The organism is Sorangium sp. So ce726, assembly GCF_051521405.1.
Taxonomy (GTDB): domain Bacteria; phylum Myxococcota_A; class Polyangia; order Polyangiales; family Polyangiaceae; genus Sorangium.
Genome location: NZ_CP150349.1, coordinates 4766690 through 4791629 on the forward strand (window position 1 = coordinate 4766690; position 24940 = coordinate 4791629).

The 24940-nt window shown below is 72.9% G+C and carries 13 protein-coding genes; 5 read left to right on the top strand and 8 right to left on the bottom strand.

The window, feature by feature from the left end; translation table 11 throughout:
- Positions 1-2979 carry a hypothetical protein gene (locus WME79_RS17830; RefSeq protein ID WP_437537145.1) on the top strand — a complete coding sequence of 993 codons (2979 nt, stop codon included), beginning with the start codon at positions 1-3 and terminating at the stop codon, positions 2977-2979.
- Positions 2980-3026: 47 nt separating this feature from the next.
- On the opposite strand, the gene WME79_RS17835 is transcribed toward WME79_RS17830, so the two are convergent.
- The 3 genes from WME79_RS17835 to WME79_RS17845 form a co-directional block, all read right to left on the bottom strand.
- Positions 3027-4736: a glycoside hydrolase family 43 protein gene (locus tag WME79_RS17835; RefSeq protein WP_437537148.1), complete on the bottom strand. Its 1710-nt coding sequence runs from the start codon at positions 4734-4736 to the stop codon at positions 3027-3029.
- Between the two features lie 267 nt (positions 4737-5003).
- Positions 5004-6614 carry a hypothetical protein gene (locus tag WME79_RS17840; RefSeq protein WP_437537150.1) on the bottom strand — a complete coding sequence of 537 codons (1611 nt, stop codon included), beginning with the start codon at positions 6612-6614 and terminating at the stop codon, positions 5004-5006.
- A gap of 67 nt (positions 6615-6681) precedes the next feature.
- Positions 6682-7134 carry a hypothetical protein gene (locus tag WME79_RS17845; protein WP_437537153.1) on the bottom strand — a complete coding sequence of 151 codons (453 nt, stop codon included), beginning with the start codon at positions 7132-7134 and terminating at the stop codon, positions 6682-6684.
- 64 nt (positions 7135-7198) lie between these two features.
- Between WME79_RS17845 and WME79_RS17850 the strand changes: the two genes are divergently transcribed.
- Together WME79_RS17850 and WME79_RS17855 are read left to right on the top strand one after the other, a co-directional pair.
- Positions 7199-9310: a hypothetical protein gene (locus WME79_RS17850; RefSeq protein ID WP_437537155.1), complete on the top strand. Its 2112-nt coding sequence runs from the start codon at positions 7199-7201 to the stop codon at positions 9308-9310.
- An 84-nt stretch (positions 9311-9394) separates the two neighbouring features.
- Positions 9395-10489: a hypothetical protein gene (locus WME79_RS17855; RefSeq protein ID WP_437537158.1), complete on the top strand. Its 1095-nt coding sequence runs from the start codon at positions 9395-9397 to the stop codon at positions 10487-10489.
- Positions 10490-10519: 30 nt separating this feature from the next.
- On the opposite strand, the gene WME79_RS17860 is transcribed toward WME79_RS17855, so the two are convergent.
- From WME79_RS17860 to WME79_RS17880, 5 genes are all read right to left on the bottom strand, one after another.
- Entirely contained in the window at positions 10520-11695 is a 1176-nt protein-coding gene (locus WME79_RS17860) for a hypothetical protein (RefSeq protein WP_437537161.1), read from the bottom strand.
- 130 nt (positions 11696-11825) lie between these two features.
- Positions 11826-12563, bottom strand: a complete 738-nt coding sequence (locus WME79_RS17865) for an OmpH family outer membrane protein (protein WP_437537164.1) — start codon at positions 12561-12563, stop codon at positions 11826-11828.
- Positions 12564-12596: 33 nt separating this feature from the next.
- Entirely contained in the window at positions 12597-16652 is a 4056-nt protein-coding gene (locus WME79_RS17870; RefSeq protein WP_437537166.1) for a serine/threonine-protein kinase, read from the bottom strand.
- A gap of 306 nt (positions 16653-16958) precedes the next feature.
- Positions 16959-17966 carry a hypothetical protein gene (locus WME79_RS17875; RefSeq protein WP_437537169.1) on the bottom strand — a complete coding sequence of 336 codons (1008 nt, stop codon included), beginning with the start codon at positions 17964-17966 and terminating at the stop codon, positions 16959-16961.
- Between the two features lie 409 nt (positions 17967-18375).
- Positions 18376-19683, bottom strand: coding sequence for a PP2C family protein-serine/threonine phosphatase (locus tag WME79_RS17880; protein ID WP_437537172.1), 1308 nt, complete (start codon positions 19681-19683; stop codon positions 18376-18378).
- A gap of 492 nt (positions 19684-20175) precedes the next feature.
- On the opposite strand from WME79_RS17880, the gene WME79_RS17885 reads away from it, so the two are divergent.
- A complete protein-coding gene (locus WME79_RS17885; protein ID WP_437537175.1) occupies positions 20176-21927 on the top strand; it encodes a hypothetical protein in 1752 nt (583 codons plus the stop codon).
- Entirely contained in the window at positions 21924-24827 is a 2904-nt protein-coding gene (locus tag WME79_RS17890; protein WP_437537178.1) for a hypothetical protein, read from the top strand. The genes WME79_RS17885 and WME79_RS17890 overlap by 4 nt, the downstream gene beginning before the upstream one ends.
- Positions 24828-24940: the final 113 nt, after the last annotated feature.

The following is a 24940-nucleotide window of genomic DNA, read 5'->3' on the forward strand; positions in this document are numbered from 1 at the left end:
ATGGCAGACATCGGCGAAGAAGCTGCGATTTCGGGCTTGCTCGGCGGGCTGGAGCGCGCGCCGGACGGGGTCTGGCAGGTCACGCGGGCCCTTCTCGCCTCGCCGGCCGTGGCGGGCTGGCTTCACGGCGAGCCGGGTGCTCCAGCCTCGTCCGAGCAGGGCCCGTGGTCAGCCTTGGAAGCGCTCTGGGCGAGCTCCCGCCCAGGCAGACGGGCCTTGATCAGGACTTCTGCGCGCTCTGGCGCGAACGCTCTGCTCGGGGCGTTCTGTCTGCATCTCACGCAACGAGGGCTGGCCCGCGTGGCGTTCATCCCGATCTCGGTCCACGGCGGCATGGCGGATCCCTCGATATGGGTCGCCGCGCTGCATGCGCGGCTCGGAGCGTTGACCTCCAGGAAGGCATCCGAGCGCGCGCTCGCCCCGCGCGTGGCAGATGACATCCGACCGATCCTCGACGGTGACGAGAACCCCGAGATACCGCTGCTCCTCGTCCTCGATGGTGCCCACGAGAACGATGATCCGGCCGTATGGTCGCGTATCGGATGGACGGCGGGGCTGCCCGAGCACGTCAGCGTGTGGGTGTCGGTGGACGATGATGCCGGTGTGACGGCCGCGCGCTGGGGAGAGGCTCTTGATTGGTTGAATGGCTGGTCGGAGGTCGTCCTTGAGATGCCGTCGGAGCGCTCCGTTGCGGCGTTGCCCGATGACGTCGACGCGGAAACCGTGTGCGTCTTGAGCGCCGCCAGCGGGCCGATCGCGGAAGCGGAGCTGGTCCAGATCGTGGGCGGCGATCGGGCCGAGGCCCGCGTGGGTGCCACCTTGCGTGAGCTCGATCCATGGCTCTGTCGCACGGCGTATGGCACCGCGTTCCATCATCGAGCTCTCGGGAAAGACCTTGCGCTGCGCTTGGGCCCTCCGGGCGATGCTCGTGGGCGGGCACTCTTGACCTCACATGTCCGGGCGACCCTGGATGGCCGCTCCGAAGGGCGCGGCGCTCCCATTTCACGAGCGGATTACGCCATTCGGTACGGATCGATGCACTTCTTGCGACACGATGCCACGGCGGAGGAGCTCGATCGCGTGATCGCAGAACCGATGCGAGCCGCCTGGGAACCCCTGGATGGCGGCGCCTTCGGCTTTCGTGCGCTCGTCGTCGCCGCATGGCGGCGAAGCCACGCGGCGTTCGGCGAGGCGACGTCGGAGGCCGCGCGCGGTCGGTGCATGGTGCAGGCGCTGCGGCTGCGTACGATCTTCGAGCAGCTTACTACGTCGCTCGTGCACGCGCTCCCGGAGATGGTCGCCGGCGCCATCCGCGAGGGGATCTTTCAGCCGGACGCGGGCATCGAGCTCGCCAAGCCGCTGAGCGAGAACGACAGGCTACGGCTGTGGCGGGCGGTCCGGCCCGCCGTGTCCGAGGCGGACGCCCTGTGGCCGACGCCGTTGCTGCGCGAGGCCGACCGCGCCGTTGCAGGGATCGAGGCGTCCGGCGCGAGCGCAACGCGTTCGGCGCACGAGCGAGACCGCAGAGACGTCGTGTTGCGCGAGCTGAAATCACGCCGTGTCGCGAAAGCGCTCGTGATCGGTGCGCTCCGGCGTATCGCCGAGCGGCTGCGCTCCCCCGCGCGGGAGGAGGTTCTGCTGCTGGCGGCCAGGCGCCTCGCCGGGCTCCATCCAGAGAGACGTGCGCTCTGGGCTGCCCTGCTGGCGCCGCTCTACCCCGAGGAGCGCCGCGCCGAGCGACTCGAAGACGTGGACGCGCAGATCTCCACCTTGCCGAAGCTCGGAGATCGCCTTGAAGTCTTGACGGAGCGGCTCCTGGGGACCTCGGCGGGAGCGAGCGCGATCGTTCAACGAGCCATGGGATGGCTGCTGTCCTCTGAACGATTTCCGCTCACGGCACAGCGCCTTCTCTTTCATGTTCCCGAGAGTGAATGGAACCGGCTCGTTCCCGAGGAGGCCCGAGCGCTCGTCCGTCGCTGGCAAGGCGAATCGCGAGGATCCGCGGATGCGCTCGGACCGCTCCGCTGCGCGCGGCTGCCTCCGTGGCTCGCGGCCGAGGTGCAGGATGCTCCCCTCGCGGAGGTGAGAGAGCGGACGGACGTCTCTGACCGTAACTACGTCGCCTCCGAGCTCGTCTCCTTCGTCACGGCGGACGTCCGAGCGGAGCTGGCGCGCATGTTCTTCTCGGAGCCGCCAGAGGCCTTTCGCGGCCAGGACCGCGCCATCGAGAACTGGGCGGAATCGGCGACGCTGGAGGAGCTCCGCTACATTCACCAGAAGGTGTTGCCATGCATGGGCTCTCAGATTGACGACGCGCTCGCGGCGCTCTCCCGCCGTGCAGTGAAGCTCGGCGACAGAGACCTTGCGACCAGCTTTTGCGCCGCGATGGAAGGGGACGACGACCGACGTCAGGCCGAGTTGGAGATCGCGCTCGCTCTGGGCTCGTTTTCCGACGTGGAGCGCCTCGTGCGTCCGGACCTGGAAGACGAGGAAGCGTCTGGAATGCTCGAGATGGTAGGGAAGGCGCTGAAGAGCGAGGAGGGCGCGGCTCGCTTCGCGGCGCTCGTGCGCGGCGCTGCCCGCGCCTCGAACAGGCTGTCCGCGTGGGCGGCCGTGTTCCCGTCGCTCTCCCCGGAAGCGAGGGAGAGGTTGTCCGCCGCCGTCGCCGACACGGTGAAGGAGGTGCTCCGCGAGCCCCCCGAGGAGTCGGACGACACGCTCTGCAGCATGTTTCCCTGGATGTCGGAAGAGAGCCTGTGCGACGTGTGGCGGGAGCGCGCCTCACCCGAGGCGTGGCGCCCCACGATCGCCGAGATCACGCCTCTCTTCACGTACGATCGACGCTATGACAACGGCGCGTGCCTGGATACGCTCCTCCTGCGTCTGGGAGGTGAAGCCGCCCTCGTGGCCTGGGCCAGGACGCTCGCCGAGCTCGACGACTGGTTCTCGGAGATCGGGCCCGGACCCGAAGAGGGCTGACCCCACGCGTCCGCGGCGATGTGGCCATCGCCGGCTGGGCTACCGATTCAGCTCGTCACTCCCGGACGACGCCCCCTCCGGCCGCGCTGCCGGAGCCCCAGGGATGCCGCGAGCAGCGCTGTCAGCGCGAGGGCACCGCCGGACGGAGCGCGGCTCGCGGAGCGACAGCTACAACCGGCTGGATCGCCCGACTCCCCGCCGGAGGTGCCCCCCGACGACGCCTGGGCGGCTGGCGTCGGGTTGGGGGACCCTCCACCCGTGGCCGCACCCGTCGAGGTCGCTCCTCCGGAGCCAGAGCCGGAGCCGGAGACGACGCCGCCGCCGACGCCACTGGCGCTGCCGTCGCCACCGCCGCTCGTGCTTCCCCCCGCGCCGCCCCCGCCGGCGCCCGCGCCACCGACGGGCGAAAACTGCCAGAAGTTCATGTTGAAGAGGTTCGACGTGCCGCCGGTGAACACCAGATAGAGATCGTGCACACCCGCGGCGCCGTCGACCTCACACGACGCATCGCCCCACGTCTGCCAGCCCCCCGTCGCCTCGACCGCGCAGGTGCCCACGAGCGTGCCGTCGCGCGCATCCAGGCGGAGCTCGATGCTGCCCCCCTCCGCGGCGCTCGCGACGCGCGCGCGGAAGCTCTCCGCCCCTTCGCCGAAGTCGACCCCACGGAGGCGCACCCAGTCGCCGCCGTTGATGAACGAGAGGTTCATCCCGCCCTCCTCGCAGCGCTCGGTCTCGATGCCGCTCTGCGCGTTGAAGGTCTCGGCCTCGACACGCGCGTAGGGGTCGAGGTGCCCCACCTGTTTGACCCCATCCGTCGTGTAGGTCACCGGCACGATCGAGCCGTCGTCCTTGTAGGTGAGCGGCTCGAGCGCGATGCTCCGGCGATAGCCCGTGGGCTCTCCGGCATCGGTGGCGACAGCGCGGTTGTGGTAGGCGTGGTACCAGGAGCCGCCAAACTCGAAGATCGCCGCGTGGTTGTTGTTGTTGTTCTTCGGCGGCTGGGGCCCCGCCGTGCCACGGTGGGTGAAGCCGGACGTGGGGCTCGAGCTCGTGAGGTAGTCGATCCGCATGCCGTTGGCGGGGTTCGTCGAGTAGGACAGATAATAGACCCCGTTGCGCTTGTGCATCCAGGAGGCCTCGAAGAAGTACGGGACCGTGAGCGCGATCGCCGAGCCCGAGACGCTCACCATGTCGTCGTTCAGCTTGATGATGCGCGCGTTCTGCTCTCCGTTGCCGCCGAAGTAGAGGTACGCTTGGCCGTCGTCGTCGACGAAGACTCCCGGATCGAAGAGCCACATGTTGTTGCCGGAGGCGCCGGGCGTGCTCGAGGTCACCAGGGCGCTGCCCTTCGCGTCCTTGAACGGTCCGATCGGGCTGTTGCTCGAGGCGACGCCGATGCCGTTCGCGTTGTTGCCGAAGTACACGTAGATGGTGCCGTTGCGCTCCACGACCGCCGGGGCCCACGCGAAGGTGGCCCAGGAGGCGGCGCTGGGCACGCGCAGCACCTCGCCGTGATCGGTCCAGTTCTTCAGGTCGCTGCTCGAGACCGCCACGAACGAGGCCATCTTGTAGCCGTCGTCCGAGCCGTCCTCTTTGACGTTGTCGTCGTCGTTCGAGGCGTAGAGGTAGACACGCCCGTCATGCACCAGCGAGGCCGGGTCGGCGAGGTAGCGGTGCGAGGCGATGGGGTAATCGGCCAGCGCGGAGGGGCTCGCGACGAGCCCGACCGAGGCGAGCGCGAACCCGCAACAAGCCATATTCGCCAGTTTTCGTGAGCGACGCATGTTCACCTTACCTGTTGATTCAGAGCCGTTGATCACGGCCGCTCGGACGGCGCTTCGCCCCCGAATTGCTGCAGGCGAGGTCACGAGCGCAGGCTGTCCAGGGCGAAGCAAAAGGATGCCCTTGGAGCGAACTGTGAACGTTCACATGGTCGATGTCAATCAAAATGGACCGGCGCGCGGCGGGCCTCGATGCCTCTCGACGCGAGCGCTGAACGGCGCCCGACTCGAGCGCAGGTGTCCTCAGCTCTGCGCGCTCTGGTCGACGAGCGCCTGCCACTGCGCCTTGAGCGCCGGATCGGACTCGAGGCGCTCATGCCATATCTTGTGGAGCGCGATCCAGCTCTGTGGGGTCAACCCATAGTGGCCCTGGATCTGCGGGATGTGATTCGGATGGTCGCGCAGGTCGGCGCACAGGCGTGCGTACCGCGCGAGGGAGATCCGCTCCACGCGGCGCATCGTCTCGTCGTCATCCACGCCGGCGTGCGCTTGCGCGGCGGGCTCCGCGGCCGAGGGGCTCGCGGACGGCTCGACGGCGCTTGGTTGAAGGAAGGGCAGGGCCCAGCTCCCCGTCGGGATCTGGGGCGGCTGCGGAGCGATCTCCGCCTTGACGGGCCGCGATGGTGCGGGTGATTGGCCCGGACGAGCGAAGGGCAGGGCGTTGTCGGCGGGCGGCGAGGGGGTCGGTCGCGAGAACGGCAGGGCGTTGCCTGCTGGCGGCGAGGAGGCCGGGCGAGAGAAAGGCAGGGCGTTGCCGGCTGGCGGCGCGGAGGCCGGTTGCGAGAAGGGCAGGGGATTGGCGGCCGGCGGTGAGGGGGCCGGTTGCGAGAAGGGCAGGGGATTGGCGGCCGGCGGCGACGACGCCGGGCGAGAGAAGGGCAAGGCGTTGTCGGCCGGGGGCGCAGGGGCCGGGCGAGAGAAGGGCAAGGCGCTGTCGGCCGGAGGCACAGGGGCCGGGCGAGAGAAGGGCAAGGCGTTGTCGGCCGGAGGCACGGGGGCCGTTCGTGAGAAGGGCAAAGCGCTGTCGGCCGGAGGCAACGGGGCCGTGCCGGAGAAGGGCAAGGCTCTGTCGCCCACCAGCGCGCCGACCGTGCCGATGGTCGTCATCTCCATGTCCGGGCTGTCTGCCGGTGACGTCGCTGCACCCTCGACCGCGGGCGCGCTCGACACGTCTTGACGGAACGGCAGCGCATCCCGGTTCGGGAGAGACGTCGTGCCGAGGAGCGTCATGCGGGCTCGCGGGGCCGTCGACGGCCGCTCCAGGTTTGGCATGGACAGGGACGATGGCACCGTCGGCAGCAGCGACGGCGACGGCACGGCTGGCGGCAACGGCACGGCTGGCGGCAACGGCGACGGCAAGGCCGGTGGCAACGGCGACGGCACGGCCGGCGGCAACGGCGAAGGCTGCACGACCCCAGGCGGCGGCGCGGCGGCATTCGGCCTGGCCCAGGGAGATCGCGCAGCCCCCTCGTCGCTCACGCTCGCGGCGGGCGGCGGCGTCGCCCCCTCCCGAGGCGCCCCCTGCAGCGGTGCGATGCGCGCTGCAGGCGCCACCGGCATCGGCCCTTCCTGCTTCCTGCGCGCGCCCCGCGCCTTCACCTCGGCGCGGCGCTTCTGCGCGGCGACGAGCTCCAGGTACCGGCGGCTCGATCGCAGCTGCCCGCGCGCGGCCTGCGCGGCGAGCCTGGACATCCACCGCTCCCGCTCCGCCTCCCACGCCTCGGCCGAGAGCCCCGCCTCGGCGAGCACCTCGTCGCGCGGCAGGCCCGCCTCGAGGGCCCCGGCCACGGCGGCGATCTCCTCGAGCCGCATCGATCGGACCTCCTCGTCGCGCTCCACCATGTCCACGAACATACCCCCTCATCGCCGTCGGGCGGCGCGCTGCGGCGGCGCGGCCGACGTCGCCTCGCGGCCGTCCCGGTTACCTCATCGCCCGCTGAAACCGCGCCATGAGCGCCTCGTCCTCGAGCATCGCCGCGGTCCATCGCTGCTGCGCGCTCAGGTAGTCCTCGAGCGTCAGGTCCAGGCGGCTCAGCACCGTCGCCATGTCAGTGCCCCGCTTCAACCCGCGCGCGGCCTCGAGGAAACGCTCGAACGACAGCTCGCTCTTCGCTCGGGCGCGCTGGACCCTGGCGAACGTCTCGGCGAAGGCGGCGACGAGCGGCGGCACGCCGACCTCCTCGCCGTCCTCGTCGTCCGCCTCGGAGAGCCGCGCCTGCCAGGCGTCATCCAGCGCCTCCCAGCCGTCCTCGTCGAGCCCGTGCGCCGCGAGGAGCGCCGCGCGGTCGGCGCTCGGGTCCGCGAGCCGGGCGGCCAGCGTCGCGTACACCTCGACGTCGTCGACGTTCTGCGCGCTCTGCGGAGGATCCTTCATCGTCCGGCCAGGCTACCTCAGCGCGCGTCTTGGGGCCTCCTTCGCGCAGGTGTATTCATGGCGCGTGTCCTTCTCATACCTGCCCTTCGTCGCGCCCGGCGGTCAGGAGGGGCAGCCCTCCGCGCCCGCCGGCACGGACCTGCTCGCCCACGACAAGCTCGAGAACGCGCACGCCGCGCTCCGCCGCGCAGCGCTGTCGCTCGAGCACGACGTCGAACCCGTGACCGACCTGACCGGGCCCGCGCGCGCCCTGGAGCGGGCCCTCAGCGCGATCTACGACGCCTTCGACGGCCGCGCTGAATCCCTCGGCGCCGTGCGTGCCGCCCTGGCGGAAACCGACAACATCGCCGCTCAGATCGAGCAGGCGATCGGGCTCGACGCGGGCTTCGCCGCGGTGGACGAGCTGCTCCGGAGCGCGCGCGGCTGGCTCGAGCAAGCCGCGGCGCGGCTCGCCCTCGTGCCGCCGACGCCGCCGCTCGACCTGCCGCCGATCCTGGCGAGCCGCGACCGGCCGCGGTTGCACGCGGTCCAGCGGGCGTCGCTCGCGCCGCAGATCAAGGTCCCGGAGCCGCCCCCGGCCGAGCTCGTCGCGAAGCCGCCGCCGCCCATCCCGCCGCCGCGCACCTTCGAGGAGCTCAAGGCCGCCGTCGAGGCGCTGAAGCAGCAGGCGCCCGCGCCCGGCGCGCTCCCCGCGGCGGCGGAGGTGCGGCCGCCCGCGGCGCGCCCCGATGAGGGAGCTGCGCGCCCTGTGCCGCCGGGCTTCGCGCCGGAGATCGGCGACGCGATCGACGATCTCGCCTTCCTCCGCGCCCGCACCCGCGAGTGCTTCGAGGAGGTCGCGATGGTCGGCATGCAGCGGGCGCCGCTGCTCGGCGATCCCTTCCGCGGGGCGCTGATCCTCGAGCGGCGCATGCTCGCGGCCATCGACGTGATCGCGGCGATCGGGGCGCCGGCGCTCGAGCACGTGCCGCGGCTCGTGGCCGACGCGCCCGTGAAGGACGCGAGCGTCGCGTTCGCGAGCGCGATGGTGCTCGGGTGCTTCGCCGGCCGCGACGCGCTCGCCGCGGCCGAGCTCGCGCTGCTCCGGAGCGGCAAGGACAGGGCGTTCATCGACGCGCTGGGCGCTGCCTTGAAGCTGGTCCCGCACGAGCTCTTGCCGCTCGCGCTGCGCAGCCTGCTCCGCGAGCCCGAGCCGCTGGTCCGCGCGATGGCGATCGACGTCCTCGCCTACCGCGGCTTCGCGACCGACGACGAGCTCGTCGCGGCGGCGTCGGACGACGAGGCCCCCGTGGCGGCGTGCGCGCTCCACCACCTCGGCTGCACGCCGGGCCCTCGCTTGCCCGAGCTGATCCAGCGGGCGCTCGCGTCGACCGCGGCGCCGGACCCGGCGCTCCGCGAGGCCGCCTGGACGGCCATGGCGCTCGCGGATCACCCGCACGCCCCGCTCGCGCTGCGCGGCGCGCTGGACGAGGCCGACGGCTCGGACGCCGCGGCGCTCCTGCTCGCGCTCGCGGGGGACGAGGCCGACGCGCGGCTCCTCGCCTCGCGTGTCGCCGAGGCGCCGCGCCGCGGCCTGATCTTCGCCGTGGGCTGGTCCGGCGCGGCCGCCGCGGTGCCGCTCCTCATCGACCTGCTCGAGCGCGACGTCGACGGCGACGTGAAGCTCGCCGCGGCCTACGCGCTGGAGCGGATCACCGGCGCGGAGATGTGGGAGGAGGTCGCGGTGAAGGACGAGGAGATCTTCGTCGCCGATCCGCCCGAGCCCGACGTGGGCGAGCCCCGCGAGCTCAAGCTCGCGCAGCTGGTCAGCGATCCCAACGACCTGCCCGAGGCGCCGGCGCCGGAGATGGCGGAGCAGCCCACGGTGGACGCCGCGCGCTGGCGGGCCTTCTGGCGCGAGCGCTGCCAGGGCTGGGACATGAGCGCGCGCTACCGCCGCGGGCGCCCCTACACACCCGACGTCGTGCTCGACGAGCTGGACACGGGGCGGGTCACCCCGGGCGAGCGCCGGCTGCTCCAGCGCGAGCTGATCATCCGCACGGGGCACTTCGTGCGCTTCGATCCGCACGACTTCGTGGTGGCGCAGGAGGAGGCGATCCAGGCCTGGCGGCCGATCGCGGCGCGCGCCTCCGGCGCCCCGGGCCGCTGGACGCGGCCCCGCCGGCGCGTAGGGTAAACGGCGCGCGGATGTCGGCGCGCGCGGACGTCGGCGAGCCGAGCCGAGCGCGAAGAGGGGCGCGGTGCTCGCCAGGGGGGATGCATGGAGCGACGCGGACTTCGGAGGAGCAGCTGGCGGCAGGTCATCTCGGCCTCGGCGCTCGGCGCCGCGCTGATCGCGCCGGACGCGGCGAGGGCCCAGTCCAAGGAAGAGCTCGCGGAGGCGCGGGCGCTCTTCCAGGAGGGGGTCGCGCTCAGCGCGGCGAACCACTGCGCCGCGGCGCTCGCGAAATTCCATGCGGTCGCGAGCGTGCGGCGGACGCCGCAGGTGCTGTTCAACATCGCGGAGTGCGAGGCGCGGCTCGGCAAGCTCGTCTCGGCGCTCGGCAACTACCGCATCGCCGCGGCTGCAGCCGACGGGGATCCGCGGGCGAATGACGTCAGCGCGAACGTCGGCGCGCGGATCGAGGACCTCGAGGCGCGCATCCCGAAGCTCGCGATCCGCCGCGGCGCGGGGGCGCTCACCGCCACGATCCTGCTCGACGGCGCCGCGCTCGGCGCCTCGGAGATCAGCGCCGACATCCCGGTCGATCCAGGGCCCCACGTGGTCACGGCCTGGGTCGGCGATCGCGAGGCGGTGCGGGAGACCGTCACGCTCGAGGAGCGGGACGCGAAGACCGTGGAGATCGCGGTCGCCGATCCGCCGGCGCCGCCGCGGCCGGCGAGCGCGTCGCCGGGAGGCGCGCCCGTGGAGGTGCCGCCGAGGGCCGCGTCGGCGCGCCTGCTAGCGACGCGTCCGTCGAAGGTGCCTGGCCTCGCTGTGCTCGGCGCCGGGATCGCGAGCGGCGCCGTGGGTGGGGTCTTCCTCGGCCTCCGCGCCGGCACGCTGAGCGATCTCGACGCGCTGTGCGGCGGCGACAGGAGCTGCCCTCCTTCCGCCAGGCCGGTCGCCGATCGAGGCCGCCTCTACACGGGCGTCGCCGAGGCGGCGATCGGGCTCGGTGTCGTCGGCGTCGCCGCGGGGATCACCCTGCTCGTGATGAGCGGCAGCGCAGCCGCGGCCGAACCGGACGCGAGCGCCAGCGCACCCGCTGCTGCGGCCGGAGGGCGCGCCCGCGCGTGCGTCCGCCGCGCGGAGGTCCTGCCGCAAGCGCCTGGCGCCGACCTCGCGGGCCTGAGCGTCGCCGGCAGCTTCTGAGGCCGGGCGCCCTGCGGGCCAGCGGGCGTGTCAGGTGCGGCAGCAGAACGTCCGTGGGCTCGCGCCGCGGGCCTCTCCGCTGGGCGTGCCGCCGCTCGGCCGGCACGCGCCGCCGGTGGGCGCGCCGAGCGACGTCACCTTGCGGCCCACGACGGAAGGGTTGTCCTCGAGGTCCATGCAGCTGCCCGCAGGCAGCTCCGTCACCTGCGTAGAGCACGTGTGCAGCTGCACGTCGGAGTAGAGGGCGACGGTCGCCGGGCACGTCCCGCCCGACGGCGCGCCGCACGCGCAGTCGTCGTCGCAGCCGCGGCTGTCCTCGATGTCGGTGAAGAAGACATGCCGCTCCGTGTAGGGGCCCGGCGGGCAGATGGCGTCGCCGTCCCTGGCGATGCAGAGGCCGCCCTCGAACGGCGCCGTCGGCTTCGGCGCGCAGACCTGACCGAGGTTGCAGCCGCGGCCGAGCGGCTCGGCCGCGGCGCACGCGCGGCCGAGGCGTGTCCACCTGGGGTCCGGCCTCTGCACGTGCACGGCGCTCGGCGCGCACTCGCCGCCAGAGGCCGCGAGCGGGCTCACGCTGACCGACACCGCGCACGGTGCGCCGGTGGTCGCTGAGCAGTCCGCGTTGCTGCTCGGCCCGCAGGTCAGCCTGTCGCTGAAGACTCCATCGGGGCCCCTGCACACCTGGGCCTCCCAGCCGGGCGTCGCGAGCGGGAAGAGGCAGTGCGGCTCCGATCCGCAAGGCGCGTCCGCGACGGTGATCATCATCCCGTCCACCGGGTCGCAGTCTTGCCCCTCCGCGGGACCGCACGAGCACGTGCAGCTCGCCGGCGGCGCGGACAGGCCGCGGTTTCCAACGAACGGCGGCCCCGCGGCGAACTCGGGTGGGCAGCCCGGGTCCATCGCGGGCTCCCCGTCGAACAGCGCGAAGTAGCCGATCCAGCCCTCCGGCACGGCCGCCGTGCACACGAAGTCGCCGCACGCGGGATCGGCGCAGTCGATATGGCCATCGCCATCGTCGTCGGCGCCGTTCGCGCAGTCCTCCGCCCCGTCCCCGCTGGAGCTGCGGCTGGCGCTCCCGGAAGGCTCGGGCTCATCGAAGGTGTACTCGGGGTACAGACAGGCGGCGGGAGCGGCCAGGGCGCCTGCGGCGCCGAGCCCGATGCAGGCCGTGAGGCGCGCTCCCCGGCCGACGAGAAAAGAGCCCACCGAACCACCTCCGTGCCAGGTGGCCTCGCAGCGCCCGCTCGCGCTCCGTGCCCCCGCCCAGAGGATATCGCGCCGCGCGGCGCGAGCCACGAGCGCTCCTCGAGCGACGTGAGCGACGTACGCTACGCGGCTACTTCTTGGCCGGCGCGGCCGGCTTCGCCGGGGCAGCGGGCGGCGCGACCTTGGCCGGCGGCGCGCCCTTCGCGGGCGGCGCCTCGCCGGCCTGCCCGCTGTTGTACAGCTGGATCGCGCGATCGGTGAGCTCGAGATCGGCGCGGTAGTAGGGCACGGCCGACTTGTCGAGGATGAGGTCGTAACCCTCCTGCGCCGCGAGGCGCCGGAGAAGGCCGAGCACCTTCTGCAGCATCGGCGTCGTGAGCTCGCTCTCCTTGCGCTGCATCTCGCGCTGGGCGTCGAGCGTCGTCGCCTGGAACTCGGCGGCCTGGCGCTGCCAGGTCTCGAATCTGCGCTGGAGCACGTCCTTCGGCGTCTTGCCCGCCTGCGCCTCCTTGTCGAGCTTGTCCCGCTCGTCGTCGAGCGCGCGGCGCTTCGTGTCGAGCTCCACCTGGCGGCTGTCGAACAGCTTCTTGAGCGTCGCCTGGACGCGGAGCCCTTCCTCGGTCTCCAGCATGGCGCGGCGCACGTCGACGACGGCGATCTTCGACTGCGCTGACGCGGGCGCAGGCGACAGCAGCGCCGCGCTGCCGAGCGCCGCGGCTGCGAGCAGCGGCAGGACGCGCGCCGTGAGCCGCCGGCCCGAGGTCGGGCGGGCTGCCAGCGCAGCACCCTGGCTCGCGCCGGCCGGGCGCGCAGGGGTGGAGAACGTGGAACAGCGCGCGACGAGCCGCTCAGGAGCGTTGTTTCGCATCGCGGATGGCCTTAGCTACCCGGCCACCCAACGTCAAGAACGTGGCGCGCCCTTCTCGTGCGCTGCCGCAGCCGCGCCTTCGGCGTGCGCGTCCTTGCTCTGCGCAGGGTTCGCGCTCCGGTGCGCTGCCGGGTCGTTGCTCGGCGCCTCGGTGCGCTCCTTCCGCCCCAAGGCGCCGGCGGTCTTCGCGACCTTGCTCCGCGACGGCGCCCCGGCCCGCTGGGCGGACGGGTCCGCCGCGTGCGGCGGCCGCGGCGTCGAGGGCAGCGACCGGCCGAGGCGCTCTCGGGCGAGGGCGATCAGCCGCCCGACGTCGTCGTTCCCCCGAAGGAACGCGTCGCGCTGGCGGGGATCCCGCAGGGCCTCGACGCGCGCGGCCAGGGTGGAGAACGCGGCGTCGAGCGCGGCGTTCGCCTCCCGCTCGTCCCCGATCGCGAGGAGGGACTCCACGAGCGTGACGCGGATCGCGTCGCTCCACTCCTCGATGGGCCCCCCCGCGAGGTGGCGGGAGGCCTCGCGCGCCGCGTCGACCGCGGCCCTGAGCTCGCGGCGCGCCAGCTGGACGCGCGCCATCGCGAAGCTCGCCATCGCCTGCAGCGCGGCCGCGTGGCGCGCCGCCTCCTCGCAGAGCCAGCGCGCGACGGCGTGGGCGGTCGCGTGGTCGCCGGGGGCGCCGCGCCAGACGAGGAAGAGCGCCTCGTACAGCCGGCCGGCGAACCTGAGGCGGGAGATCTGGCACGCGTCGGCGATCTCGCTCGCCTGGCGTTGGAGCGCGACGCCCTCCTCGATGTTGCCGAGCCGCGCGTAGGACATCCCGAGGTTGTGGAGCGCGAACCCCTCGATCGCCCGGAGGTTCCGGCTCCGCGCGTCGAGCAGCGCGCGCTCGAGCAGCGCCTGCGCCTCCTCGAACAGGCCGAGCTGGTTCAGCGCCGAGCCGGTGTTCAGGCGGGCCTTTGCCGCGATGACGGCGTCGCCGGCCCCGTCGGCGTCCGCGACGAGCGACGCGCCGAGAGAGGCCGCGGCGGAGAGGTCGCCGACGTGCATCAGCGCGGCCAGCTGGGCCTCCCGGGCGTGGAGGAGCGCGTCGGTCGAGCCGCTCCCGCGCGCGGCCTCCATCGCCGCGTGCGCGGCGCGGAGCGCCTCGGCGGGCCGACCGAGCGCCGCGAGCGCGCGGACGCGCGACGCGAGGAGCTTCGCGCGGATCGACGGGGAGAGCGCCGCCGCGAACTGCGGAGAGAGGGCGGACGCGGCGCGCGCGTCGCCCTCGGCGCTCTGGCCCGCCTCGATCATGCAGGTCACCGCGACGACCTGCGCCTCGCCCCACAGATCCGAGCCGGGCAGCGCGAGGCGCGACGCCTGCTCCGCCGCCTCGATCGCCTCGTCGAGGCGGCCAAGGAGCTCGAGGATCTCCCCGCGGCGGACCAGGAGCGCCGCGCGCGTGGTCCCCTCGGCCCCGCAGGCGAGCCCGCGCGTCGCGAGCTCGAGCGCCTCGTCGAGCTCCGCGCCGCTCGCCGCCGTGTCCCGCGTCGCGCGCGCGTAGAGCAGCGCGGCGCGCGCCTTGTCGCCGCCCGCCTCGGCGTGGCGCGCGATCAGCCCCGGATCGACGCCCGCGGACTCGAGCCAGGCGGCCGCGGCGAGGTGGAGCGCGGCGCGGTCTTCCTCGAGGATCGACGCATACGCCGCGTCGCGCACGACCGCCTGCCGGAACGTCCACTGCACCTGCTCCGGGACCCGCGGCTCCAGCTGGCGCGCGATCATCTCGCCCGCCTCCAGCTCGGCGAGCTCCGCGCCCACCGCGCGCTCGAGCAGCGCCGCGACGCCCGCTGTCCAGAAGACCTGGCCGAAGACGGACGCGGCGCGCAGCGCCGCGCGCACCCCGCTCGACATGCGGTCGACGCGCGCCTGCACCAGGGCCTGCACGCTGAGCGGCACGCCGTCGCGCCCCTCCGCGGCGGACCGGATGAGCTCCTCCAGGAAGAGCCCGTAGCCGCCGGCGCGCTGGACGATGGCGCCGCGCGTGGCCGGGTCGGCCTGCGGGAGGGCGCTCGCCACGAGCCGATCCGCGGCCTCTGGGGACAGCGGGGGGAGCGTCACGCGGGTCACGTCGCGGTGCTCCCACAGCGACGGGAACCGGGCGGAGAGCTCGGGCCGCGCGAAGGCGAAGACCCCGAAGCGGAGATCGGCGCAGCCGAGCAGCCAGTCGACGAGCTCGACGGTGGTGCCGTCGGCCCAGTGCATGTCCTCGATGACCAGGATCTGCGGCGTGGTCTCGGCCTTCGAGCGGAAGAACGCCTCCACCGCCATCCGCGTGCGCGATTCCATGAGCTGCGGGCTCTCGCGGGCTGCGCGCAGCGGCTCGTTGTCCTCGTCGGGGAAGGGTACGCCGGCGAGCTCCCCGATGAAGCCGGCGAGGAAGCGGAGCGGGCGGGCCAGGCGCATCGCCACGTGGGCGTTCACCTTCTGCACCTGGTCCTCGAGGCGCTCGCCGTCGCGGATGCCCATGAGCGCGCGCAGGGCGCGGCCCAGCGTCGTGAGGCCCGCGCTCTGGCTCATCGCGTCGCCGCGGCAGAGCAGGATGATCGGCGCGTGCGGCGCCGTCTCGAGGTGCTGGATCAGCTCGGCGCGTACGCGGCTCTTGCCGACGCCAGCGGGGCCGGTCACGAGCGCCGCGCGCGGCGCGCCGTCCTCGGCGATCTCGCTGAAGATGCCCTGGAGCCTCGCGAGCTCGTGCTCGCGCCCGACGGTCGCCGTGGGGAGCCCGGCGAGCTTGCGCGCGTCGAAGCCGGCGGCGTCCTCGTGGACGAGCACGCCGCCGCGCGCGTCCTCCTGGATCACGAACCGCCCCTCCAGCGCCGCGGTCGCGTGGGCGTCGATCCGGACCGCGCCGGGCGCCGCGTACTCCAGCTGGTGCGCAGCGCGCTCGAGCGCCTCGCCGGCGAGGCTCGCCCTGCCGCGGACGGCGTGCCCGACCGCGACCGAGGCCCGCGCGCCCGGCGTCGATCGGGCCACGGTCAGCGCCGCCCGCGCGGCGCGCGCCGCCTCGTCGCCGCGCGAGCGCTCCACCCCGAGCGCCGCGACGAGCCTCCCGTTGGGGAGCGGCTCGAACCGCGGGTCGTCGCCGAGGGCCTCGCGGAGCGCGGCGTCCACCTCGGGGCGGAGCGGGCCGGCGCCCAGCTCGAAGAGCGCGCAGGCGACCACGCGCCGCTCGCTGTTGGCGAGCCGGACCTGCGGCCGCTCGTCGCCCGGCCCGGCGGGCCCCGGCATGATCTCCTGCGCGGCAGCGCGCCGGACGATCGAGGCGGACCTGTCGGTCGCGGGGGGATCGTTGTTCAGCTCCCCGACCCGCGCGAGCGCGCGCGCCAGCTCGCCGCCGTTCTCGTACCGGTGCTCGCGATCGCGGGAGATGGCGCGCGCGAGCACCTCGTCGAGGGCCTCGGGCACGTCGAAGCGGATCTGCTGCGCGCGCGGGGGATCCTCGACCGCGAGGCGGCTGAGCAGGGCGATCGCGTTCTCGGTCTCGAACACGTTCCTCCCCGTGACCAGGCGGAACAGGACGGCGCCCAGCGAGTACACGTCGGCCCGCGCGTCGACCGCCTCGCCGCGCGCCTGCTCGGGCGCCATGAAGTGCGGGGTGCCGATGATCGTGCCGCGCTCGGTGGGGCAGTCGTCCGGGACCGCGAGCTTCACGACGCCGAAGTCGATCAGCTTGATCGCGGTGCCCTTGCCGCGGACGAGGAAGATGTTGGAGAGCTTGAGGTCGCGGTGGACGACGCCGCGGGCGTGGATGGCGGCCATCGCGGCGGCGCTGCGCCGGACGACCTCCACCGAGTCGCGCATGCCGAGCGGCGCGCGCCGCTGGCGCTGCCCGAGATCCTCCCCGTCCAGCCACTCCATCGCGAAGAAGAGGCGCCCGTCGAGGCAGGTGCCGTGAGCGATGTACTGAACGATGTTGGGGTGCCGCAGATCGGCGAGGATCGAGATCTCGCGCGCGAAGCGGGCGCGCTCCTGGGGCGACGCGGCGGCGCGCAGGACCTTCAGCGCCACCGGGGCGCCGGTGGTCTGATCCGTGCCCTTGAAAATATCGCCCATGCCGCCGCTTCGGCTGCGGGCTTCGATCATGAAGCGGTCGGTCGGGTCGGTGGACTCCGGGAGCACCGTCCGGATAGGCTACGCGAATCTCGCGTCTTCATGCCAGCGAGAAGGCGTTCTGCGCGGCGCGGCGCGCCGGCGGGCGACCTGGGCCGAAGCCCGAATCGCCCGCCATCGTCGTGCTGCTCCGCAGCGTAGCGCCTCCATGAGCGGCGCAAAACACGGCACGGCGCTCGAAAATTCCAGCCAGCATCCGCGCCGGCGCGCTGTCCGCACCATCCTGCCCGCGCGGGCCCCTCCGAGCGCTCAGAACCCCGCGAGCAGCCCGGCGCCGATGGAGGCGCTGGGACGCGGAAATCTCAGCGCGCCGGCGAGCGGGTGGTCGAGGAGCCCGAAGGCGGCGAGGACCTCGGCGTGGGTATAGAACGAGAGCGCGTCGTTGAGCGCGAGCTCGATCCCGCCGCGGAGGCCGAGCGCCATGAACAGCAGGGACACGTCGGTGGCGGGGGCGTACCGATCGCCGACGTGCGCCACGCCCATCTCGACGAGCGCGCATGTGACGAGCAGGTCGACCGTGTGAAGGCACGGAGCGAACGCGCCGCTCGCGTGCGTGCGCAGGTACGGCGATCGCGCGTTCGCGCTCCCGTCGGGGCTCGGGGCGTACGGACTCGACACCTCGCCGTGTCCGAGCGCGCTTGGCTCCGAGACGAGGAACGTGCCCCGGCTCTCCAGCGAGAAGGAGAGGCTCTGTGACCAGCGAACCCTGACGAGGAACGAGGCGCCGCCGAACAGCCCCTCGGGCACCCCGAGCCCCGCTATCGCGCCCGTGCCGATCCGAGCCGAACTCCATGGCTCGCCGGGCCCGCTCGCAGGCTCCGGGCGCGCCGGCGCGATCTCTGGGCGAGGCGGCGCGGCGGCCGCTCGTTCGTCGCTCGCGAACGGCGTCAGGGTGAAAGAGATCGCGAGCGCGACGGTATTGGTGAGCTGCTCGCACGCGCCGTCTCCGTGCGAGACGTCAAAGCCTCGGCCGGAGACCCGCCCGTCGGCGTTCCGGTACGTGGTCGTCGCGACGACGTGGGCGCCGTGAGGCCTGATCGCGACGTCGACCTCCTCGGTCGCGTCCTCGCGGAAAGGGTCGTACCCGACGCGCAGCCGGATCCGCTCGCGCAGCGCGCGCTCTCCAGGACACGAGGCCGCTTGCGCGTCCTCGCTGTAGCGCAGCCGCAGCGCGCGGCGTGCTGGCTCTGCCGCGAGCGAGGGCGCGCTGAGCAGCAGAGAGACGAAGACGATCATGCAGAGAAAGGAGCGTGCCATATCCCCGGTCAGCGGCTCCGCTGGGCGAGCCATTCGTGGCCGCCATGAAGCGCTCTCGAGCCAAAGCACGTCAAGAGCTCACGTCGCTTCTCTTCGTGAGCCCGGCAGACGTCAATTGACGTGATAATCGAAGCCCGTGAATGGCAATGGTCGCGAAATCGCGATTGCGTGCGAGCGGGATCCGGATCCGTGACGAGCGTGACCACTCGTCCGTATGCACGTGGGTGGCTGACCCGCGCGGAGCATGAGAATCCGTCGGGATTCGCGGCAATGCAGACACGCTGTCTGCAATGGCCTGCGCGCGGCGGGCATGCTCCGCCCGCCGCGCGGACCTCTCGGTCAGCGCCGTGCGCGGTCGAGCTCGTTGGAGGGGGAGGGAGGGGGCGAGGGGGAAGGGGCCGGCGAGCGGTCAGCCGGCGCTGGCGCCGGCGCTGGCGCCAGCGCGCGAGGCGAGCCGCGCGAGGTCCTTGGGGTCGCTGACGCGGACGAGGATGACGGTGATGTTGTCCCGCCCGCCGCCCGCGTTCGCCTTCTCGATCAGCGCCTGCGACGCCTTCTCGGGATCGGGCTCGGCGAGCAGGACGTCGCGGATCGCCTCATGGGTCGCCATCTTCGAGAGGCCGTCGGAGCAGAGGAGGTAGACGTCGCCGGGGTGGGGCCGGGCGATGATCAGATCGACCTTGACTGCAGGGGAGATTCCGATCGCCCGGCTCAGGTGGTTCGCCATCGGCCCGGTGATCCCCGCGGCGCCCATCGTGTGATCGGTGGTGAGCTGCGTCAGCTCGTTGTCGCGCAGGCGATAACAGCGGCTGTCGCCCACGTGGCCGATGTAGAGGCGCTGCTTGTTGGGCGAGAACCGCGCGCTGACGAGGGTCGTGCCCATGCCGGTGAGGCTCCGCTCGGCGTGGGCCCGGTCGTAGATCGCCTGGTTCGCTTGCTGGATCGCGACCGCGAGCTCGCTGCCGCGACGCGGGACGTCGGGGTAGGGGCTCTCCGCGTCGCTGTCCACGAACGACTGATCCTTGAACGCGCGCGCGATCGTGTCGACCGCGAGGCGGCTGGCGACGTCGCCGCCCGCGTGGCCGCCCATGCCGTCCGCCACGGCGAACAGGTAGTGCTCGTCCAGGCAGAGGTAGCAGTCCTCGTTCTTCTTGCGCTTCTGGCCGGGGTCCGTCTGCCCGACGGCGCTGATGAGCAGGAGCGGCGACGAGCTGGTCGGCTCGTCGACGGCGGCCTCGTCGTCGTAGATGATGGGGACGGCGGACGGCTCCTCGCGCTCGTGCCCGTCGTCATCATCGTCGTCATCGTCATCGTCGCCGCCGTAGGACGGGGCGCTCGCGCGCTTGATCGTGCTCAGCACCTCCGGCGGCGCCAGCGTGATCAGCGTGAGGTCGTCGTCATCGTCGTCGAACGCGTCGTCGTCGTCGTCGCGGCGCGATGGACCGTTCGACCGCTTCCAGTCGGCGCTCGAGACCCGCTCGGTGCGGCCGTGACCTCCGGCGGTCTTACCGTGAGCGCTCTCGCTCGCGGGCGTGCCGCCCCGCTGCCCGACTGCGCCTGGCGTCGTCGTTGAATCTTCGAAATCTCCCTCCCCCTCGTCGAGGGCTTGGGCTCCTGGGCCCCCCTGCGTCAGCGACGTCGCCGCGCGAGGCCGGGCCCGGTCGCCGTTGTTCGAGCGAAAATACCAATAGATCAGCCCAAGAAGGGCGATTCCCATGACAAGGGCGGCTGCGAGATCGGCCATGTCCCGGCGACCAACGTAGCAAAGGCGCGCCGCGTCTCCGAGATCAACGTGCAGGGGGACGGACGACGACGATCGATCCTGGTCGACCTTGACCTGCGGAGCCCGCACCGCAGGGGCGCACCTTGGGCACCGCCCGGCGCAGGGGAGCGCCATCTCACCCCGCTGCAGGGCTCGCCACCCCGTGACGGGCGACCGCTGCAGAGCGCCTCGCCCAGAGCAGAGCGCCTCGTCAGAAGGAGGCCGCGCCTGGCCAGCTGGGCGCGCTCACCCGGGGCAGGCCGTGCGGACGTGCTGCGCTGCGGCAGGTGCGCGCGAGCTACAAGGGCCTTTGCAGCGGCGCCTGCCGCTCGTTCGCCAGGAGGACCGCTGCGAGCGCCGCGCGCTCGGCGCGCGTCCGCCGCAAACGAACCCACCGAGCGGAGCGGGTTGCCAGTGCTCCTGGTGCTGACTAGTCTCCGCGCCCGCATGAAGCTCGCCCGCACACTTCTCCAGACACCTCGCATCGTTGGCGTGGGCCTCGCGGCCTCGATCGTGGGCGGGCTCGGGGTCGTGGGTTGCTTCGTCGAGGGCGAGGGCCTCCCGCCGCCGGTCAAGGGGCTCTACTACCCGACGGGCCTGGCGGTGTCTCCTGGCGGACGGGTCCTCTACGTCGCGAACTCGGACTTCGATCTCCAGTTCAACGGCGGCACGGTCCAGGCGCTGGATCTCCAGCGGCTGCGCAAGCGGGCGCTCACGCTCCAGTCGAACCTCGCTCCTGGCGGGGGAGGCGCTCCTGGCGAGGGGGGCGCGGACGCTGGCGGCAGCGTGGGCGATGCGTGCGATGCGGTGGGGCTGGCGACAAACGCTGCGCCGTCGCTCTACCCGGGGCCGTGCGAGCCGCTCAACCTCTCCGCCCTCAAGGGCGATGACGAGGTCGTCCGGAGCTCGGCCGTGATCGGCGCGTTCGCGTCCAACCTCCTCCTCGTGCACAGGCCGCTCAGCGGCGAGGGCGCCGACCCCGGCGCGGAGCGGCAGGCGCGCCTGTTCGTGCCCGTGCGCGGCGACCCCTCGGTGACCTTCTTCGACGTCGCCGACGATCGGTTCGACGGCGCCGGCGCGCAGCGCTGCGAGGGCGACGCCTGCTTTCAGCTGGACTGCGGCGCGAGCGCGGCGGGCGGGCGCTGCAGCAGAGATCACCGCATCGGGGAAGACCCGGGCCAGGAGCTCATCCGGCGCAAGCTGCCGCTGGAGCCGTTCGGGATCGCCGCCGGCCCGGGCGGGACGAGCATCGTCGTCTCGCACCAGACGGAGAACGCCGCGAGCGTCATCGTGAACCGCTGGGAAGCGAGCGAGCGGCCGCGGCTCGCGCACGTCCTCACGGATCTCTCCTTCGGGCCGACGGAGCTCGCGGCCGTGCCGCGCCCGAGCGTGCTCGGGGAGCTGCAGAAGAGCGGGTGGGGGATCGACGACCAGCCCGCGTTCGCGGTCACGTACCTCGCGGCGTCGGAGCTCGGCCTGCTCCGCTATCAGGACGCCGCTTCAGGCGGGGCGCCGCGCCTGTACGAGTCGACCCCGACGCCGATCACCGCGCTCGCGAGCGGCACCGACTCCCGCGGGATCGCGTTCGACGCGAGCGAGCGGCAGGCGTGCGAGGACGGCTGCGCGGATGACGCGGACGTGGTCGGGTGCCTCGAGCGGTGCGTGGAGATCCCGATCCCGGTGTACGTGGCGCATCGCGTCCCGAACTCGCTGCTCATCGGCCAGCTGACGACGACGCTGATCAAGAAGGACTCGGTCGTCCCCACGGAGAAGCGGGCCTCGGTGTACGACACGATCGCGTTCCGCGACGCCGTCCCGCTCGCAGCCTACCCGTCTCGGATCGAGATCGGTGCGGTGATCGGCGCGGACAACGCGCCTCACCGCAGGGTCTTCGCGCTCGCGTTCGACGCGGGGCTCGCGTTCTCCTACGACCCGCAAGCGCGCCGCGTCGACGCCGTCATCAAGACCGGGCGCGGGCCGCAGGCGCTCGCGTTCGACACGGGTTCCACGTGCGGCGACGAGAAGCGCTGCGACTGCGAGCAGGGCAGCGCCGGCTGCGAACCCTATTCCCTCATGTACATCGCGCATTTCACCGACTCGTACCTCGGCGTTGTCGACCTCGACATGCGCAAGGCGAACACGTTCGGATCGATGATCCTCACGGTGGGCACGCCCGTCCCGCCCCGGGAGTCCCAATGAAACCGCGCCTCGCGCTCCTCGCCTCCACCTCCGCCCTGGCGCTCGCCGGGTGCGCCGCGGAGGCCACGCCGGTCCCCGTCGAGGCCCTGGCGCAGTCCGGCCGCAGCGCCTTCGTCTGCCTCGCCATCGACCGGCCGGATCCGAACAAGCCGGGCGTGATGCGCTCGCTGCCGATCACGGACTGCTCGTACCGCACCGTCGATTCGTCCACCGACTACGAGGTCGACGCCAAGGACGGGGGCAGGGCCACGCTCCCGCACCTCTACGGCCTCGTAACGCAGACCGCGCACGGCGAGGTCGCGGTCGTCGACCTGACGACCGAGTCCTCGCAGATCGTCGATCGGGACCCGGGCACGCCCGCCCCGAGCTTCCTCCCGGTCGGCGCGCAGCCGGTCGACATCGTCGCGACGCCGGGCGGGACCGCATCGTTCGTCGCCGTCGCGGAGCCGGGGCGCGCGGGGATCTACGCGCTCCCGTCGGCGAAGGTGCTGCCGCGCGGCGGCTGCCCGGCCCCGTCGCTCAGCTCCTGGCCGGCCTGCTCGCTCCCCTCGGCGCCGGGCGAGATGCTGCTCGTCGCCGACCCGCCGGGGGCGAACGGCAAGCTGCGGAGCTCGTGCACACCACCCGACGAACCGTCACCCGAGGGGCCGTACACCGTCGAGCCGAGAAAGCCTGGCGACCCCGGTGAGTTCGTGGGCGACGCCTGCTCCACGTCGAACGGGAGCCTGGACATGGAGGGCGGCGGCCGGCAGAAGCTCCTCGTGACCTTGCCCGATCTCGGCGGCATCGCCGTGATCGACGCGCAGAACCTCCTCGAGGGCGAGGCTGGCGGGTTCGCAGCGTGCGAGGTGGATCTGTGGATCCCTCTCCAGGTCTCGCGCCCGCCGGCCACGGAGCCCGACGAAGCGCCGCACGGCGCGGAGTGCGCCGATCCGGCGGTCACGGCCAGCTCGGAGCCGGCCTCCGAGAAGCCCCGGCCCGCGGGGCTCGCGCTCTCCGGCAATCGCCTGTACGTCGCCGATCTCGACGCGCCGGTGATCCACGTCGTCGACCTCCCGACGCCCTGCGAGCCGCGCGAGCAGCCCTCGCTGCTGCCCGCGTCGACGCTCGACCCAAGGCGCGTCGTCACGACGAGGCGCCTCGCGGTGGCCCAGGCGTCGCCCCCCGACTTCAAACGCTACCTTTACGCGGTCGACGCCGGCGACGGCAGCGTGATGGTCTTCGACGTCAGCGACGAGGGCAGCGACGGCGCGCCCAGCCGGTCGCCGCTCTCTCGCGAGAATCCGGACTGGAACCCGTTCCAGCCGCCCGACCGCATCCGCCTGCCGGCGCCTGTCCGCGATCTCGCGATCGTGCAGCGCGAGGTCCCGAGGAGCCTCACGGCGACGGGCGTGGTGCCGAGGGGGATCCGGTGCAGCTCCGATCCGAAGCTCACGCCATGCGACAGCAGCATCACGTCGTGCGACCTCGAGACGCTGTACCGCACGTCGGCCGATCGCGACTCCGGCGCCAGCCCGCGGAAGCTCCGGGGCACGTTCGCGTACATGGCGCTCACGAACGGCCAGGTCGCGATCGTCGACATCGACGACCTCGACGCGGACTGCCGCGGACCCGAGCGCCAGAGCGTCCGCGCGGGCTGCGATGCGGACGCTTCGCCGAGCAGCCCGCTGCTCGAGACGAGCGGCGAGGCGTCCTGCAACGTCGTCCTCCCGCACGCTGTCCGCTCGGATACCTACATCGTGGCGAGCGACGGCTCCGGCCAGATCGAGCCCGGCGTGCAGGGCTTGCCCATCCTCTACGATCGAAACGGCGCGGTCGTGCCGCTCTCCGGGGAGAGCCCGAAGATGCGCGCCACGTTCCCGTCCGAGGGGGCCGCGCCTGACCTCGCGCTCGCGGTGGGGGTGCAGCGCGAGGCGATCGCGTCGAGCGACAGCGCTGAAAGCGAGCTCGACGAGCAGGGGCTGGTGCTGAGGTCCGGCGGGCCGCAGCACGCGCTGACGATGAACCTCGAGGACCCGCGGGTGCACATCGCCGACGAGACGTGGACCGTGACCTACGAGGGGGTGCTCACGTCGATCACCCGGGCCTCCGTCGCCTTCGACGAGAACCTCCAGCTGAGGGGCACCGACGCCCGCTTTTGCCGCCGCGGCGTGCAGAGCCTGACCAGCGTGAAGGCGCAGCTGACGGCCGCGGGCGTCCCGGAGGACGAGGCCGGGACCCGCGCCGGGCAGCTCGCCGACTTCGCGCAGATCACGTCCGAGCTCCCGGACGAGGACGCCACCTACTGGAAGAACGTCGACTCGGCCGTCTGCTCGTTCGACACCTGCAACGCGAAGTACGGCAGCGTCATCACGTCGCGCCCGGCGCTCCGCATCGTCGAGGCCTACGAGGACCACCTCGAGCTCGAGCCGGGGGACGAGGTCGGGTTCGCGGCGTGCTGCTTCGCAGGCTCGGTGCAGCTCGGCATCCGCGCCGGGGGCCAGTGGGTCGTCCGGAGCAACGGCGCCGGCTTCCTGCACCACGTGATCGCCGATCCTGCGACGGGCACCTGCCGCAACTCGTGTGACACGCGCCTCTCGCGATTCAACGGGCGCGTCGCCCATACACCGCGCGACGGGCGCGTCACCGACGGCGAGGTGGGGGCGTTCATCAACCCGATGTTCCGGTTCGCGGTCACGGGCGGCGCGCCCGAGCAGGACATGCAGTTCCGCTTCACCACCCAGGGGGCGTTCACGCCGCTCGCATTGGACCTCGCGGAGATCAGCGACACAGCGGACCTCCAGCCGCAGGCCATCCAGCTCGTTCCGGCCACGGGCGAGCTCGCCGTCACCGACGGCTCGGTCCAGGGCCTGTTCCTGCTGAGCTCACGCGACGTCGCCGTAGCGCGCCGGTACCGCTGAGCCGCCTGCCGCCCCCGCGGCATTGCGGTTTCGGCGCCGATATTTCCACGAAAACAGCGGAACAAACGCGCGAATCACGCGTAGACCTCACCGGCGGTCGAGACTAAGACGCC

Excerpts from the sequence above, each read along its gene's own strand:
- WME79_RS17870 (WP_437537166.1), bottom strand. The coding sequence starts at position 16,652 with ATGGGCGATATTTTCAAGGGCACGGATCAGACCACCGGCGCCCCGGTG.
- WME79_RS17855 (WP_437537158.1), top strand. The coding sequence starts at position 9,395 with ATGGAGCGACGCGGACTTCGGAGGAGCAGCTGGCGGCAGGTCATCTCG.
- WME79_RS17875 (WP_437537169.1), bottom strand. The coding sequence starts at position 17,966 with ATGGCACGCTCCTTTCTCTGCATGATCGTCTTCGTCTCTCTGCTGCTC.
- WME79_RS17845 (WP_437537153.1), bottom strand. The coding sequence starts at position 7,134 with ATGAAGGATCCTCCGCAGAGCGCGCAGAACGTCGACGACGTCGAGGTG.
- WME79_RS17890 (WP_437537178.1), top strand. The coding sequence starts at position 21,924 with ATGAAACCGCGCCTCGCGCTCCTCGCCTCCACCTCCGCCCTGGCGCTC.
- WME79_RS17880 (WP_437537172.1), bottom strand. The coding sequence starts at position 19,683 with ATGGGAATCGCCCTTCTTGGGCTGATCTATTGGTATTTTCGCTCGAAC.
- WME79_RS17835 (WP_437537148.1), bottom strand. The coding sequence starts at position 4,736 with ATGGCTTGTTGCGGGTTCGCGCTCGCCTCGGTCGGGCTCGTCGCGAGC.
- WME79_RS17840 (WP_437537150.1), bottom strand. The coding sequence starts at position 6,614 with ATGTTCGTGGACATGGTGGAGCGCGACGAGGAGGTCCGATCGATGCGG.
- WME79_RS17885 (WP_437537175.1), top strand. The coding sequence starts at position 20,176 with ATGAAGCTCGCCCGCACACTTCTCCAGACACCTCGCATCGTTGGCGTG.
- WME79_RS17830 (WP_437537145.1), top strand. The coding sequence starts at position 1 with ATGGCAGACATCGGCGAAGAAGCTGCGATTTCGGGCTTGCTCGGCGGG.
- WME79_RS17865 (WP_437537164.1), bottom strand. The coding sequence starts at position 12,563 with ATGCGAAACAACGCTCCTGAGCGGCTCGTCGCGCGCTGTTCCACGTTC.